This is a genomic window from Roseateles chitinivorans (assembly GCF_050632145.1).
Classification (GTDB): domain Bacteria; phylum Pseudomonadota; class Gammaproteobacteria; order Burkholderiales; family Burkholderiaceae_C; genus Roseateles; species Roseateles chitinivorans_B.
The window spans coordinates 1,984,464-1,999,494 of the sequence record NZ_CP192577.1 but is presented as its reverse complement, the minus strand read 5'-3'; the positions used below and the strand labels follow the sequence as shown (position 1 = coordinate 1,999,494).

At 69.8% G+C, this 15,031-nt stretch carries 9 protein-coding genes and 1 pseudogene; 2 read left to right on the top strand and 8 right to left on the bottom strand.

What is annotated here, in order from left to right:
- Positions 1–51: 51 nt before the first annotated feature.
- The 8 genes and pseudogenes from ACQ86G_RS09165 to ACQ86G_RS09130 all read right to left on the bottom strand — a co-directional run bounded on the left by ACQ86G_RS09165 (position 52) and on the right by ACQ86G_RS09130 (position 10,070).
- The gene (locus ACQ86G_RS09165) at positions 52–801 is read right to left on the bottom strand and encodes an ABC transporter ATP-binding protein (protein WP_431260289.1); all 750 of its coding nucleotides are present in this window, start codon (positions 799–801) and stop codon (positions 52–54) included.
- 27 nt (positions 802–828) lie between these two features.
- On the bottom strand, positions 829–2,814 hold the full coding sequence (locus ACQ86G_RS09160; protein ID WP_431260288.1) for an ABC transporter permease subunit: 1,986 nt from the start codon (positions 2,812–2,814) through the stop codon (positions 829–831).
- A gap of 4 nt (positions 2,815–2,818) precedes the next feature.
- A pseudogene (locus ACQ86G_RS09155) lies at positions 2,819–3,693 on the bottom strand (branched-chain amino acid ABC transporter permease).
- A gap of 143 nt (positions 3,694–3,836) precedes the next feature.
- The gene (locus tag ACQ86G_RS09150; RefSeq protein WP_431260287.1) at positions 3,837–5,069 is read right to left on the bottom strand and encodes an ABC transporter substrate-binding protein; all 1,233 of its coding nucleotides are present in this window, start codon (positions 5,067–5,069) and stop codon (positions 3,837–3,839) included.
- A 393-nt stretch (positions 5,070–5,462) separates the two neighbouring features.
- Positions 5,463–5,669, bottom strand: coding sequence for a hypothetical protein (locus tag ACQ86G_RS09145; RefSeq protein WP_431260286.1), 207 nt, complete (start codon positions 5,667–5,669; stop codon positions 5,463–5,465).
- Complete coding sequence (locus ACQ86G_RS09140; RefSeq protein WP_431260285.1) at positions 5,659–6,903, bottom strand: MFS transporter; 1,245 nt, start codon at positions 6,901–6,903, stop codon at positions 5,659–5,661. The genes ACQ86G_RS09145 and ACQ86G_RS09140 overlap by 11 nt, the downstream gene beginning before the upstream one ends.
- Before the next feature lie 24 nt (positions 6,904–6,927).
- Complete coding sequence (locus ACQ86G_RS09135; protein ID WP_431260284.1) at positions 6,928–8,211, bottom strand: FAD-dependent monooxygenase; 1,284 nt, start codon at positions 8,209–8,211, stop codon at positions 6,928–6,930.
- Positions 8,212–8,291: 80 nt separating this feature from the next.
- On the bottom strand, positions 8,292–10,070 hold the full coding sequence (locus ACQ86G_RS09130) for an alkaline phosphatase D family protein (RefSeq protein WP_431260283.1): 1,779 nt from the start codon (positions 10,068–10,070) through the stop codon (positions 8,292–8,294).
- Between the two features lie 224 nt (positions 10,071–10,294).
- Between ACQ86G_RS09130 and ACQ86G_RS09125 the strand changes: the two genes are divergently transcribed.
- Entirely contained in the window at positions 10,295–11,275 is a 981-nt protein-coding gene (locus ACQ86G_RS09125; RefSeq protein ID WP_431260282.1) for a potassium channel beta subunit family protein, read from the top strand.
- A gap of 107 nt (positions 11,276–11,382) precedes the next feature.
- The gene (locus ACQ86G_RS09120) at positions 11,383–14,931 is read left to right on the top strand and encodes a two-component regulator propeller domain-containing protein (RefSeq protein WP_431260281.1); all 3,549 of its coding nucleotides are present in this window, start codon (positions 11,383–11,385) and stop codon (positions 14,929–14,931) included.
- The last annotated feature ends 100 nt before the right edge of the window (positions 14,932–15,031 follow it).

The following is a 15,031-nucleotide window of genomic DNA, read 5'->3' as shown; positions in this document are numbered from 1 at the left end:
TGTCGATACGAACGGCGGTCCGCCTGCCGCTGACCTGCCGCGGACCTGCCGTCATTGACCTGTCGTCAGTGACCGCCGATCAGTGCCCCCGCCCAGATACGCGGCCTTCACCGCCGGATCGGTGCGCAGCTTCTCGGCCGGCCCATGCAGCGAGATGCGGCCGTTCTCCAGCACGTAGCCGTAGTCGGCCACCGCCAGCGCCGCCGCGGCGAACTGCTCCACCAGCAGCATCGTCACGCCCTCCGACTTCAGACGCGCGATGATGCGGAACACCTCGTCCACCAGGATGGGCGCGAGACCCATCGACGGCTCGTCCAGCAGCACGACCTCCGGATTGAGCATCGTCGCCCGCGCCATCGCGAGCATCTGCTGCTCGCCGCCGGACAGCGTGCCCGCCAGCTGCAGGCGCCGCTCCTTCAGGCGCGGGAACAGCTCCATCGCCTTCTCGAGATCGGCCTCCACGTCGCCCTTGGGCCGCGCGCCGGTGTAGCGCGGGAAGGCGCCCAGCCGCAGGTTGTCGGTGACGCTCATCGTCGCGAAGACGCGGCGGCCTTCCGGCGAATGCGCCAGCCCCAGCCGGGCGATGTGATACGACTCCAGCCCGTCGATGCGCTTGCCGTTGAGCGTGATCTGGCCGGCGCTCGGCGCGATCATCCCCGACACCGCGCGCATCGTCGTCGTCTTGCCGGCCCCGTTCGAGCCGATCAGCGTCACCACCTTGCCCTTGGGCACTTCCACCGAGATGCCGTGCAGCACCTCGACCTTGCCGTAGCCGGCATGCAGTTGCTCGATCTTCAGCATGTCAGTCCGTTCCGTTGCATTGCGCGCTCAAGCCGCCTGGCCGCCCAGGTAGGCCTCGATCACCTTCGGATCGGCCTGCACCTGCGCCGGCTTGCCCTCGGCGATCTTCTGGCCGAAGTCCAGCACCGACACCACGTCGCAGATGCCCATCACCACGTCCATGTGGTGCTCGATCAGGATCACCGTGATGCCGTGGTCGCGGATCTTGCCGATGATGCGCATCAGCTCCTTGATGTCGGGCGCGGTCAGCCCCGCGGCCGGCTCGTCCAGCAGCAGCAGCCGCGGATCCAGCGCCAGCGCGCGGGCGATCTCCAGCAGCCGCTGCTTGCCGTAAGGCAGGTTGCGCGCCTCCTCGAACGCCAGGTCCGACAGGCCGACGAACTCCAGCAGGCTCAGGGCCCGGGCGCGCGCCTTCGCGTCCTCCTCGTTGTAACGCGCCGAGTGCAGTGCCACCTGCACCAGGTTGCTGCCGAAGCTGTGATGCAGCGCCACCATCACGTTGTGCAGCGCGCTCATCTCGCCGAACAGCTGCACGTTCTGGAAGGTCCGCGCGATGCCCGACAGCGCGATGTCCGCCGAGGTCCGCCCCACCAGCGAGCGGTCGAGGAACTTCAGCTCGCCCGCCGTCGGCACGTAGATGCCGGTGAGCACGTTCATCATCGTGCTCTTGCCCGAGCCGTTCGGCCCGATCAGGCCGTGGACGGTGCCGCGCCGCACCTGCAGGTCGACGTTGTTCAGCGCCTTCAGTCCGCCGAACTGCATCAGCACGCCGCGCGCGTCGATGAGGATCTCGTCGCCGGCTCCCGCGCCGGCGCCTGAACCCGCGGCCTGGGAGATCGCGTCGGAGGGCTTCTCCGCCACCGGACCGCCCTCGCCCACCGGCTTGGCCTTGAGGTGCAGCGCGTTGCGCACGAAACCGACGATGCCGTCCTGCAGGTAGTACACGACGAACAGCGTGATCAGGCCGAAGATCGACAGCCGCCAGTCGGTCATCGACTGCAGCACGAAGGACAGCACCGCCAGCGCGATGCTGCCGACCACCGGGATCGCCGCCTGCTTCAGGTCGACCTTGCCGCGGCGGTACGCCACCACGGTGACGGCGGTGACCAGGATCGCGAAGATCACCGACACGTAGCGGAACAGCTCCAGGTCGTCGAGCAGCTTGGGCAGCACCACGACGATCGCCGCGCCCAGCAGCGCACCGGTGCGGGTCTTGCGGCCGCCCATGATGATGGCCAGCAGGAAGAACACCGTCAGCTCGAAGTTGTAGGTGTTGGGCGAGATGTACTGCTCGGAGTAGGCGTACAGCGCGCCGGCCAGGCCGGCCAGTCCGGCGCTGATCACGAACGCGTAGACCTTGTAGCGGTAGACCGAGACGCCCATGCAGTCCGACGCCACCGGGCTGCCGCGCAGCGCCTCGAACGCTCGGCCCAGATGCGAGCGCAGCACGCGGTGCACGAACACCAGCGACGCGATCAGCATCACCACGACGAGCCAGTAGTACTCGTCCTCCGTCATCGTGTGGCCCATCAGCTGGGGCTTGGTGAGCGTGATGCCCATCGGCCCGTTCGTCAGGAAGTCCATCTCGTTGATGAGGATCTGGATGATGGTGCCGAAGGCCAGCGTCACCATCGCCAGGTAGGGGCCGGTCACGCGCAGCGCGGGCAGCGCCAGCAGCGCGCCGAAGCCCGCCGTCACCGCGATCGCCGCGGGCAGCGTCAGGTAGATCGGCAGGCCGAACTTCATGACCAGCACGCCGGCCGTGTAGGCACCGACGCCGAACAGCCCCGCGTGGCCGAGCGACACCTGCCCGGTGTAGCCCACGACGATGTCCAGCCCGAACAGGACGATCGCGTAGATCAGGATCGTCTCGACCAGATGGATGTAGTACGGGTTGCCGGACACCAGCGGGAACGCGAGCAGCGCCACGAGCGCGATCGCGCCGGCGACGAGCTTCTTCGGATCGATCCTGGGGCTCTTGGCGTCCTGGAGGGTCTTGGGAGTGGCACTCATGGACTCAGACCTTCTTGATCGCGGTCTTGCCGAACAGGCCGGCCGGCTTGAACGCCAGCACGATCAGCAGCAGCACGAGGCCGGGCACGTCCTTGTAGCCGGTGGACAGGTAGAAACCGGTGGTCGTCTCGGCGATGCCCAGGATGATCCCGCCGACGATGATGCCCATGCCCGAGGTCAGCCCGCCGATGATGGCCACGGCGAAGGCCTTCAGCCCGAGCACCGCGCCCATCGTGGCGCCGGTCAGCGTCAGCGGCGCGATCAGCACGCCGGCGAAGGCCGCCGTCAGCGACGACAGCGCATACGAGAAGGTGATCACCAGCCCGGTGTTGATGCCCATCAGCTTGGCGGCGTCGCGGTCGTTGAAGGTCGCCACGACGGCTCGGCCGTAGATCGAGCGGCGGTTGAAGAGCTCGACCGCCAGCATCATCGCCAGCGCGCCGCCGACGACCAGGATCTCCATCGGCAGCACGTTGGCGCCGAGGAACTTGATCGGCGCCTCAGGCAGCGGCGAGGGAACTTCAGGTCGTCGCGGCCCCAGACGTTCTCGGCCACGTTCTTGAAGATGATGCCCAGCGCGATGGTGGACATGATCCAGCCGAACTCCGACTTGATCTTGATGGCGGGCCGCACGCCGATGCGCTCGACGAAGGCGCCCTGCACCGCGCCGAACAGGCACACGATCGGGATCATGAGCCAGTAGTTGACGCCGTGGCCGACGAGGGTCAGCCCCACCAGCGCGCCGAGCATCAGCGCGTCGCCCTGGCCGAAGTTGAGGGTGTCGGAGGTCGAGAAGGTCAGCTGGTAGCCGAAGGCGATGACCGCGTAGATCATGCCGAGCGCGATGCCGCTGAACACCAGTTGGGTCAGGATCTGCATACGGAGTCCGGAACTGCTGGGAAGTCGGAGGCGCCGCCGGATGGACGGCGCCCGCTTGGCGCGGCCGCGTCGCCGATGGGCGCGCGGCCGGGTGAACTCGAAGAGACGGCCGCGCGCCCATCGGCGACGCGGCCGTCCGGGGATCACTTCTTCTGCGGCATCGCGCCCTTGGCGTTGACGTCCTTGACCTTGACCTCGGACGCCGACTTGAAGTCGGCCTCGTAGGCGTAGACGACGCGCTGGCCCTTCACTTCGCCGAACACCGGGATGTTGGCGGTGATGGCCTCGTGGTCGGTCTTCGTGAACGGCTTGTTGTAGGTCGTCACGACGCCTTCGACGGGGGCCTTCAGGTCTTCCAGCGCGGCCTTGACCTTGGGACCATCGGTGCCGCCGGCCTGCTTGATCGCGGCGGCCAGCAGGTAGATCGAGTCGTAGCCCTGCGCGGCCGACACCGGCGAATCGATGCGGCTGTTCTTCGGGTTGAACGTCTTCAGGTAGTTGACGATGAAGGACTGGCGCTTGGGCGTCGTCGGTTCCTGGATGAAGGTCTGCGGCATGCGCGCGCCTTCGCCGCCGGGGCCGGCGTTGTCGATGTAGTTGGCCATCGACAGCGTCCAGCTGCCGACCATCGGCACCTTCCAGCCGAGCTTGGTCATGCCGTTGGCGATCTGCGCGAGCTCAGGGCCGATGCCGTAGGTCAGGATGGCCTCGGCGCCGGCTTCCTTGGCCTTGAGCAGCTGGGCCGTCATGTCGACGTCCTTGATGTTGAACTTCTCGACGGCGACCGGCTTGATGCCCTTGAGCTCCAGCGCCTTCTCCAGGTCGGCGCGGCCGAGCTGGCCGTAGTTGGTCGAGTCGGCCAGGATCGCGACCTTCTTGAAGCCGCGGCGGGTGACGGCTTCCTCGACGATCATCGGCGCCTGGATGCTGTCGTGGGCGGCGTTGCGGAAGACGTAGTTGTCCGGCGCGTCCTTGAACTGCTGGGTGATGACGGAGCCGGTGGCCACGTTGTTCATCACCGGGATCTTGGCGTCCTGGTAGAAGCGCTGCGCGGCCAGGGCCACGCCGGTGTTGATGAAGCCGACGGTGGCGGCGACCTTCTCGCGGTTGATCAGCTCCTGGGCGATCTGGACGCCGCGTTCGTTCTTCGCTTCGTCGTCGCGTTCGACGAGCTGGATCTGGCGACCCAGGACCCCGCCGTTCTTGTTGATCTCCTGGGCCGCCAATCGCACACCGTCGCGCATGCTGACGCCCATCGACGACGAGCCGCCGGTGAAGGGTCCCGAGACGCCGATCTTGATCGGGTCGGCCGCGGTCGCGGCGAAGCTGGCGGCGGCCAGTGCGGTAGCGGTGATCCAACGCGCGCTGAACTTCATGTTTGTCTCCGAATGGTCTTTGTGCATGAGGGGTCGGAATGCCAACCCGCCAAAGAGGAAGCCGTCAGACAAAACAAACGGCCCGTCGTTGGGCGTCAGCCTTCTCGGCACATGGTGCATCAAGCGTGTCGAATTGCACGCATGCCACTACTTACTCGGAAACCCCGATCGGGGTGTTCAGCCTCGTGTCAGCTAGGTGGACGTGTGGACACGGCGCGCCAGGACGGTGCATCGGAGACCCCCTTGCCGCACAGGCGAGGAAGGCTGCCGCATGCCTGTCGGCGGGGCGCCGACCCGAGGTGATGTACTCGGCCAGATGCCCGCTGACCTGGTCAGCGTTGAAGCCTTCCGAGCGCATGTCGCCGGGCACCCGGCTCGCGCGCACGACCGACTTCACACATAGGCGCGGATGAAGGTCCTTTCGATGACCCGCGCGCTGCCGAGCTCATAGAACGCCGCCATGCCGCGAAGGTATTCGGCCTTGTCGACGTCGACGTAGGACAGCGTCGTTCTGCATGGCGCCTCTCGGAGATCATGAGAGGCTGGATTCTTCGGAATCAGGTGCGGCGGGAAATGACCTAAAGCTGCCTCATTGGACAAGCGCGCGTTGGCGGATTCGCAGTGTCCATGCCGCGATCGCGGCAGCGAGCAACACGACCAGCGCATACCCGACCAGCGCGCCCCACCCGCTGTGGTCCCAGAACCATCCGCCCATCGCGCCCAGCGTGCTGGAGCCGATGTAGTACGCGAGCAGGTACAGCGACGCCGCATGCCCCTTGCTGCGACCGCCCAGCGCGCCGACCCAGGCGCTGCTGACCGAGTGCGCGACGAAGAAGCCGATCGTCAGCAGCACGATGCCCAGGATCACCGCCGGCAGCCAGGTCGTCAGCGTGAGCAGCACGCCGGTGATCGCCAGCGCGATGCCCGACAGCAGCGCCGGCGCGCGGCCGAAGCGGTCGGACAGGCCGCCCGCCGCCGCCGACGCGGCGATGCCGAAGAGATAGGCGCAGAAGATCAGCCCGATCGCGCTCTGGCTGAGCGAGAACGGCGCGCGCATCAGCCGGAAGCCGGCGTAGTTGTAGACCGCGACGAACATGCCCATCATCAGGAAGCCCATCGCGAACAGCAGCGGCAGCATCGGATGCGTCAGGTGCCCGCGCCACGCGGCCACGTGCTCCGAAAGCTTGACGCCGGTCCGGCGCACGAAGTGCTTGGACGGCGGCAGCAGGAACCAGAAGCCGACCGCCGCCGCGAGGCCCAGCACGCTGACGACGAACAGCGCCGGCCGCCAGCCGAAGGCGTCGCTCAGCACGCTCACGCCGACGCGGCCCATCATGCCGCCGAAGGCCGTGCCGCCGACGTACTGCCCCATCGCGCGACCCAGGCCCCTCGGGTGGATCTCCTCCGCCAGGTAGGCCATCGCCACCGCCGGCACGCCGCCCAGCACCAGCCCTTCGATCGCCCGCGCGACCAGCATCGCGTGCCAGCTCGGCACCACCGAGGCGATCAGGTTCAGCACCGCGGCCATCGCCATCGACGCGAACATCAGCCGCTTGCGATCCATGCTCTCCGACAGCGCGCCCGCGCACAGGATCGCGAACGCGAGCGCGCCGGTCGCGAGCGACAAGGACAGGGCGCTGGCCGCCGCGCCGACATGGAACTCCGCCGCGAACAGCGGCAGCAGCGGCTGCACGCTGTAGAGCAGCGAGAACGTCGTGAAGCCCGCCAGGAACAGCGCGAAGGCGATGCGCCGGTAGGCGGTGGTGCCGGGTTCGGCGTAGTCGTGGAGGGAGGCGGCGTCGGCACTGCTCGCCGCGCCCGGGGGACTGCTCATGGGAGGGTCGCGGTCGGAGGCGGCTCAGCGTCGGCCGAACATCATCTGCCCGGCCAGCGCGCGCTTGAGCGGTGGCAGCGCCTGCAGCGCCGCGAGGCCCAGGCCGCGCGCCGCCGGCAGACCCGGCCAGCGCCAGGCGAAGCTGCGGGCCAGGAAATCGGTGGTGAGGATCGTTGCCCAGCGGTCGGGCGCGCGCTGCCATTCGACTCGGCGCAGCGCGGTGTCGACATGGGGATCGCGCCGCAAGGACTCGACCAGCGCGAAGGCGTCGCGCAGGCCGAGGTTCAGGCCCTGCCCCGCCACCGGATGCAGCGTCTGCGCGGCGTTGCCGATGCGGATCCGGCGGCCCTCGACCAGCGTGCGCTCGGCGTTCAGGCCGAGCGGGAAACACTTCAGCGGGCTGATGGCCAGCAGGCGGCCGACACGGTCCGGCAGTTGCTGCTGGATCACCAGCAGGCGTTGCGCGTCGGTCAGGCCGGCGACCTCGTCCTCGTCCTGCGGCTGGCACCACACCAGCGCGGCGCGGCGCTGGCCGTCGCGGTCCGGCAACGGCAGCAAGGCCAGCGGACCGCGCCGCGTGAAGCGCTCGTAGGCGACGCCCGCCGGGGTGTCCGGCGACAGCGTCACCGTGCCCACCCACGCGTTCTGCTTGTAGTCACGCGCCAGCGACTTGCGGGCCTGATCGGAAAACACGCCGCCTTCGGCGACCACGGCCAGGTCGAAGCGCTCGGCGATGCCGGCATCGATCTCGACCTCGTCGGCGCGGTCCTGCTTGATGCCGTCGACCGCCTGGCCGAAACGGCTGATCAGGCGTCGGGGCTCCAGCGCACTCGCCTGCTGCCAGGCCGCCTGCAGCGGGGCCACGAGTTGCCCGTACGGCAGCACCGCACCGAGCTGCGGCACCGACTGCTCCGCCGCGGACAGGCTCACCTCGGGCTCGCCCGACGCCCCGAACCACGGACTGGAGAGCGTCGGCGGCGCCTGGCTCACGTGGACTTCGCGGATCGCCTGGGCTTGCGCCGCGGGCCAGACGCGCAGGCGCTGCAGCAGCTGCACGCTGCCCAGCGACAACGCGATCGTGCGCGGATCGCCGGAGACGTCGCGTTCCAGCGGTCGGGCGTCGAAGAGGCTCACCTGCGCCTGCGGCAGATAACGCGCCGCGAGCAGCGCCAGCGCCAGGCCCGCCGGGCCCGCGCCGATCACCGCGAGGCGCAGCGGCGGCGCATGGCTGTCGAAGGAGGCGTCGAAGGCATCGGCGTCCGCGGAGGCGGCGCCGTCATGAGCGGCGGAGTCTGAAGGCTGGGGCATGGCATCGACCCGTGAAACGGCTCCGGTCGCGTCAGGCGACCGGCAGCGGATCACTATATCGCCGCCCTCCCCCGCGCCGCTCAGACCGCGACCAGCTTGCGCCCACTCGCGCCAGGCAGTGTGCGCAGCGACTGCCCGACCGCCGCCGTGTATTCGCGGTTCAGGATCGTGCTGACGAAGATCCAGTCGCAGCGGCATTCCGTCGCCGTCGCGGTCACCGCCATGTAGCCGCGGCGCGACGTGTCCGCGTAGACCAGCGGTCCGATCAGCTGCGTCAGCGCGCCGGCGAACTGCTGCGGGTTCTCGTTCGGCACGTACTCCTCGAAGCCCGGCGAGGTCACCGACGAGGTCGCGAACTCGACACCCACCTGACGGTTCGACAGGTCCAGCAAGTCATTCGCCCAGGCGTTGTGCGTGTCGCCGGCCAGCACGACCAGGTTCTTGTCCAGCTGTCGCGCCATGCCCAGCAGCGTCTCGCGCGCGACCGGGTAACCGTCCCAGGCGTCGAGGTTGTACGGAATGCTGGGCGCGGCGAGCACCGCCTGCTCCTGCGGCGTCAGGCTCGCCGGATTGCTCTGCGCCTTGGCGACGATCGCCGCGTACTGCGACACCGACACGCCGGTGCCCGGCGCGGTGACCTCGAACAGGATGGGCGCCGGGATGTTCATGCGCCCCATCAGCACCTGCTGGCCCAGCACCTGCCAGGTCGCCGTCGACGCCTGCAGCTGCGTCTGCAGCCACTGGCTCTGCGTCGCGCCCATCAAGGTGCGGTCGGTGCGGGCCATGTCGGCCTGGAACTTCGCGGCGTCCAGGCCTGTCGGGGTGATGTAGTCGGCGTAGTCGAGCTGCTCGTCGCGCGCGAGGACTCGCGTATCCAGCATATGTAGCGACATCAGCGCGCCGAAATTGAAGCTGCGGTACGTGGTCAGCGGATCGCTGCCGTCGCGCACCGGCAGCCATTCGTGCCAGGCCTGCACGGCGGCCGCGCGGCGGGCGGCGAAGTCGCCCTCGGTGGCCGGCTGATGGTTCTCGGCGCCATTCTTCCAGGCGTCATTCGCGACCTCATGGTCGTCCCACACGGCGATCATCGGCAGCGCGGCGTGCAGCTTCTGCAGGTCGGTGTCGGCGCGGTACTGCGCGTAGCGGCGGCGGTAGTCGGCCAGCGCGACGATCTCCTTCTGCGGCTCCACCACGCGGCCCAACGCCTGTGCGCTCCCGCTGGCGTACTGGCCGGGGCCGTATTCGTAGATGTAGTCGCCCAGGTGGACGGCGACGTCGTAGCTGTCGGTCTCGGCGCGTCTGGCCGCCTCGGCGTAGACGTTGAAGTAGCCGGTCGGATAGTTCGAGCACGAGAACACCGCCAGGCGCACCTGCGCCACATTGGCGGCCGGCAGGGTCTTGGCGCGACCGACGGTCGAGGTCACCGCGTAGGCCTTGAAGCGGTACCAGTACCGCACGCCAGCCTGCAGGCCGGTGGCGTCGACCTTCACGCAGAAGTCGCCCGAGGCGCGCGCGGTCGCGTCGCCCCTGGCCACGATGGACGCGAAGGCGGCGTCGCTCGCCACTTCCCAGCTCACCGGCACGTCGCGCACGTCGGCGGCGTCCTGCGCCAGCACGCGGGTCCAGAGGATCACGCGATCGCTGAGCGGATCGCCACTGGCCACGCCGTGGCTGAAGACGACCGCGACCTGCGGCGCATCGTCGCCGCCGTCGCCGCCGCAACCCGCCAGCGGCAGGCCCGCCAGGGCGCCGGCGGCCAGCGCGCCGCGCACCAGATGGCGACGGGTGTGGTCGATGGTCTCGGACGACGCGATGGACTCGTCGCGCTGGAGCAGGTTCAGCAGGGGCTTCTTGGTCATGGTCGGGCGGGCGGTGGGCTTGCGAGATGAGGGGAAGCACGGGCCGTCGCATGGGCCGTCGCCTGTGCGCGGCACAGTGTTCGGCTTCACGGTGACATCACGACGACAGCCGGCACGGGGCATTCGGCATTCCGTCCGACAGCCGTCCGGGGCTTCCGCTACGCTTGCGCTCCGCCGAGAGAACGCCTGAAGGCACTCCGGCAAAAGCAACCGTGGAGCAACGCATGCAATACCGTCGACTGGGCCGCAGCGGCCTGCAGGTGTCCGAGCTGTCCCTGGGCTCGTGGGTGACGTATCACAACCAGGTCGACACCGGCTCGGCCGTCGAGCTGATGGCCGCCGCGCGCGACGCCGGCATCAACTTCTTCGACAACGCCGAGGCCTACGCGCTCGGCAAGAGCGAGGAGATCATGGGCCAGGTCTTCAGGCAGCTGGGCTGGGGCCGCCACACCTACGTCGTGTCGACGAAGTTCTACTGGGGCATCGACAAGTCGGGCACCACGGTCAACTACAAGGACACGCTGAACCGCAAGTACCTGATGCAGGCGATCGACGGCTCGCTCCAGCGCTTCGGGCTGGACGAGATCGACCTCGTCTACTGCCACCGTCCCGACCCGCACACGCCGATCGAGGAGACCGTGCGCGCGATGAGCGACATGATCACGCAGGGCAAGGCGCACTACTGGGGCACCAGCGAGTGGAGCGCCGACGAGATCCGGGCTGCCTGGGAGATCGCCGAGCGCCACCACCTGCACAAGCCGGTGATGGAACAGCCGCAGTACCACCTGTTCCATCGCCAGCGCGTGGAGAAGGACTACGCGCGGCTCTACGAGGACATCGGCCTGGGGCTGACGACGTGGAGCCCGCTGGCCTCCGGCCTGCTGACCGGCAAGTACCGCGACGGCATCCCCGCGGGCAGCCGCGGCGCGCTGGAGAGCATGTCCTGGCTGCGCGAGCAGCTGCAGGAACCGCAGCGCAACGCCGCGGTCGCCGAGCTGGGCAAGATCGCAGATGAACTGGGCTGCACGCTGGCGCAGCTGGCCATCGCCTGGATCAACCGCAACCCGCGCGTCTCGACGGTGATCCTGGGCGCGAGCAAGCTCTCGCAGCTGCAGGACAACCTGGGCGCGCTGGCGGTCACGCCGAAGCTGACGCCCGAGATCCTGGCCCGCATCGACGCGATCACGCTGCCGCTGGCGAAGTAAGCCCTCGGGGTTTGTCCGCAGACCGCCCGCCAGGCCCCTCATTGACGGGGCCGGGTTGTCGCGCCGGTGCCGCATTCCCGGCAGGAGGACGGCTAGCATCCCGCGCGATGCTGCGACGACGTGCCGTTCCCCTGCTGCCGAGCCTGTGCGCCGCCGTCGTGCTGGTCCTGGCTGCTGCCATGGCGATCGCGCCGCGCGGCGTCGCGGCGTTGCCGGACGAAGGCAGCGCCCAGCAGCCCGCCACCTCTGCGCCTGCGCCTGCGCCTGCGCCTGCGCCGGCATCGGCATCGGCATCGGCATCGGCATCGGCATCGGCATCGGCATCGGCATCGGCATCGGCATCGGCATCGGCCGCCCCCGAAGTCTCCCTGCTCGCCGAGCCGCGCTTTGAGACCGTCGGCATCGACGCCCCGGTCCCGCTGAACATCATTTCCGCCGTCGCCCAGGACCGCGCCGGTTTCCTGTGGATCGGCACGGGCGCCGGGCTGGTGCGCTTCGACGGCTACCACTTCCGCCAGCCCGGCGCCCCGATCGAGAACGGCGTGCGCTCGGCCCGCAGCCTGGGCTTCATCCGCGCCCTGCTGGTCGCGCGCGACGGCCGGCTGTGGATCGGCACCGAGGCCGACGGCCTGGCCGCCTACGACCCGCAGAGCGAGAAGCTGTCGCTGTTCCGCTCCGACGCCAACCCGCAGCTGCCGCGCAGCGCGGTCTCCGCCGGCACGATCCGCGCGCTGGCCGAGGACCGTGAGGGTCAGCTCTGGATCGGCACCATCGGCCACGGGCTGGACCGCTACGACCCGGCCGAGGGCCGCTTCCAGCACTTCCGCCAGGCCGACCGCGCGCAAGGCGGCCTGCCCGACGACCGCGTCCAGTCGCTGGCGGTCGACGGCGAGGGCTCGCTGTGGGTCGGCACCTGGAAAGGCCTGGCGCGCAAGCGCGCCGGTTCCGACCGTTTCGAGCCGGTGTTCTCGACACCGGGCAAGCCGGGCCTGGCCGGCAAGATCGTGCTGAGCCTGTTCGTCGCGCCCGACGGCCGCGTCTGGGCGGGCACGCAGCAGGGCGACCTCGCCCTCGTCGATCCGAAGACCGGCGAAGGCACGCTCCTCGAGCGGGCCGAGGAGGCGGTGAACGGCTCGGTCAACGCCTTCGTCGCGCTGGACGACCGGCATCTCTGGCTGGGGCGCAACGGCGGGCTGGAGCTGCGCGCGGTCGCCGGCGGCGAGCTGCTGCGCGTCATGAAGCACGATCCGCTGAACCGCGGCAGCCTCGGCGGCAACGAGGTCCGCGCGCTGATGCGCGACCGCGCCGGCTGGATCTGGACCGGCGGCTACGGCGGCGGCCTGCAGCGCCACAACCCGTCGAACACCAGCACCTGGGTGCGCGGCCGCGATCCCGGCAAGCATGCGCAGCTGATCGATCCCAGCACGCGCGCGATGGTGCAGCTCGACACCGGCGAGATCTGGCTGGGCAGCAACGAGAGCGGCGTGACCGTGCTCGACGAGCAGCTGCGCTCGACCGCCACGCTGCGGCCCGCGCCGGGGCAGCGCGGGGGCCTGTCGGGCGGTCGCATCTCCAGCCTCGTCCAGATGAAGGACGGCACGGTCTGGCTCGGCAGCGACGGCGGCCTGCACCAGTACACCCGCGACCGACAGCTGCTGCGCGTCATCCAGGCCGGCACCGGCCGGGCGCGGCGACTGCTGGCCGGGCGCGACGGCACGCTCTGGATCGGCACGCAGGACGGCCTCTACCGGCTGCCGCCCGGCGTGGCCGCACCAGGCTCCGTACCGGGCGACGCACCGAGTCCCGCACCAAGTCCCGCATCACGCACGGCAGCCGGCTCCGCACCGGGTGCCGCGCCCGGCAGCGCGGCGACGCCGGTGCGGCTCCGGCAGGAAGGTGGACAGCCGCTGACCGGCGACGTGAACGCGCTGTCCGAGACCGAGGACGGCGGCCTCTGGGTCGGCACCGAGAAGGGCCTGTACCGCCTCAATCCCGGCGGCACGGAGCTGATCGTCGCGCGTGCCCAGCCGGGCCGCGACATGAGCCACCACTCGATCGTCGGTCTGCTGGTCGACTCGAAGCAGCGCCTGTGGGTGGACACCGCGGCGGGGCTGCACCTGCTCACCCGCTGGGACGGTCGCGACGCGGCGTTCGACCGCATCAGCGAGAAGCACGGCGTGATCGGCCGCTCCTTCGGCGCCAACCTGCTCGAGGACAGCCAGGGTCGCATCTGGTCGCAGAACTTCGTCTACGACCCGGTCAAGGACAACTACTACGAACTGACCAACGCCGATGGCGTCGACATCGGCACCGGCTGGTTCCGCGCCTACCTGAAGACGCGCGACGGCCGGCTGCTGTTCGGCGGCAGCAAGGGCGTGCTGGTGGTGACGCCCGAGCGCTTCGAGGCCTGGGCCTACCAGCCCGCGCTGGTCACGACCGAGCTGCGCGTGGACGGCCAGCGCCTGGCGGCCGGCAAGCTGCCGGAGGAGGGGCTGACGATCGGCGCCGACAACCGCAGCTTCAGCATCGAGTTCGCCGCGCTCGACTTCAGCGAGCCCGAACGCAACCGCTACGCCTACCAGCTGGAGGGCTTCGATCCGGAGTGGATCAGCACCGGCGCGGACCTGCGCGTGGCCGTCTACACCAACCTCGATCCGGGCAGGTACCGGCTGCGCGTGCGCGGCACCAACCGCAACGGCGTGTGGAGTCCGCTGGAGCTCGACATCCCCGTGCGCGTGCTGCCCGACTGGTGGCAGACCTGGTGGGCGCGCACGCTCGGCGGCGCGACGCTGATCCTGCTGGTCTACCTGCTGGTGGCGCTGCGGACCTCGTACCTGCGACGGTCGCAGGTGGCGCTGGAGATCAAGGTCCGCGCACGGACGGCCGAGCTGGAGCGGCTCTCGCTCGACCTGCAGGCGAAGACCGTGGCGCTGGAGGAATCCAGCCTGTCGGACCCGCTGACCGGGCTGCGCAACCGCCGCTTCCTGACGCAGCATGTCGACGCGGACGTGGCGCTCGCGGTGCGCCGCCATGAGCAGGCGCGCGGCGACGGCGGCACGCCGCCGGACGATGGCGACCTGATCTTCTTCCTGCTCGATCTGGACCACTTCAAGGCGCTGAACGACCGCCTCGGCCACGCGGCCGGGGATGCGGTGCTGCAACAGATGAAGGAGCGGCTGACGGTCGTGTTCCGCGAGGCGGACTACCTCGTGCGCTGGGGCGGCGAGGAGTTCCTCATCGTCGCGCGCGACACCTCGCGGGCGCACGCGGCCGACCTCGCCGAACGCGCACGCCGGCAGGTCAGCGGCGCGCCGTTCGATCTCGGCGACGGCCGCTCCGTGGACGTGACCTGCTCGGTGGGCTTCGCGGCCTTCCCGCTCGCGCCGGCCTTCCCCCGCGCGCTGGACTGGGCCGCGACGATCGCGCTCGCCGACGAGGCGCTCTATGCGGTCAAGCGCGGCGGCCGCAACGGGTGGGAGGGCGTGATCGGCGTTCCGCCGCCGGACGGTCCTGACATCGAGGGCGCATTGCGCCAGCGCTCCCGCGAATCGATGGCAGACTGGCTGGCGAGCGGCGACCTGACGGTCGTCCGCTCTTCGCCGCCGGACCATCCCGGATCCGCCAGCGCGCGGTCGATCGACGCCGGCAAGTCCTGACCCTCGCGGCATGGCCCGTCCGGATCACCGCCCGGTCCGCCGATTGCCACAAGGGCGACGAGAACGGCGCGGTGACGGCAAATGACACTCCCGCCCGGTT

What these genes read in the sequence shown, in the direction of transcription:
- ACQ86G_RS09165 (WP_431260289.1), bottom strand. Translation starts at nt 801, where the DNA reads ATGCTGAAGATCGAGCAACTGCATGCCGGCTACGGCAAGGTCGAGGTG.
- ACQ86G_RS09160 (WP_431260288.1), bottom strand. Translation starts at nt 2,814, where the DNA reads ATGAGTGCCACTCCCAAGACCCTCCAGGACGCCAAGAGCCCCAGGATC.
- ACQ86G_RS09150 (WP_431260287.1), bottom strand. Translation starts at nt 5,069, where the DNA reads ATGAAGTTCAGCGCGCGTTGGATCACCGCTACCGCACTGGCCGCCGCC.
- ACQ86G_RS09140 (WP_431260285.1), bottom strand. Translation starts at nt 6,903, where the DNA reads ATGAGCAGTCCCCCGGGCGCGGCGAGCAGTGCCGACGCCGCCTCCCTC.
- ACQ86G_RS09135 (WP_431260284.1), bottom strand. Translation starts at nt 8,211, where the DNA reads ATGCCCCAGCCTTCAGACTCCGCCGCTCATGACGGCGCCGCCTCCGCG.
- ACQ86G_RS09130 (WP_431260283.1), bottom strand. Translation starts at nt 10,070, where the DNA reads ATGACCAAGAAGCCCCTGCTGAACCTGCTCCAGCGCGACGAGTCCATC.
- ACQ86G_RS09125 (WP_431260282.1), top strand. Translation starts at nt 10,295, where the DNA reads ATGCAATACCGTCGACTGGGCCGCAGCGGCCTGCAGGTGTCCGAGCTG.
- ACQ86G_RS09120 (WP_431260281.1), top strand. Translation starts at nt 11,383, where the DNA reads ATGCTGCGACGACGTGCCGTTCCCCTGCTGCCGAGCCTGTGCGCCGCC.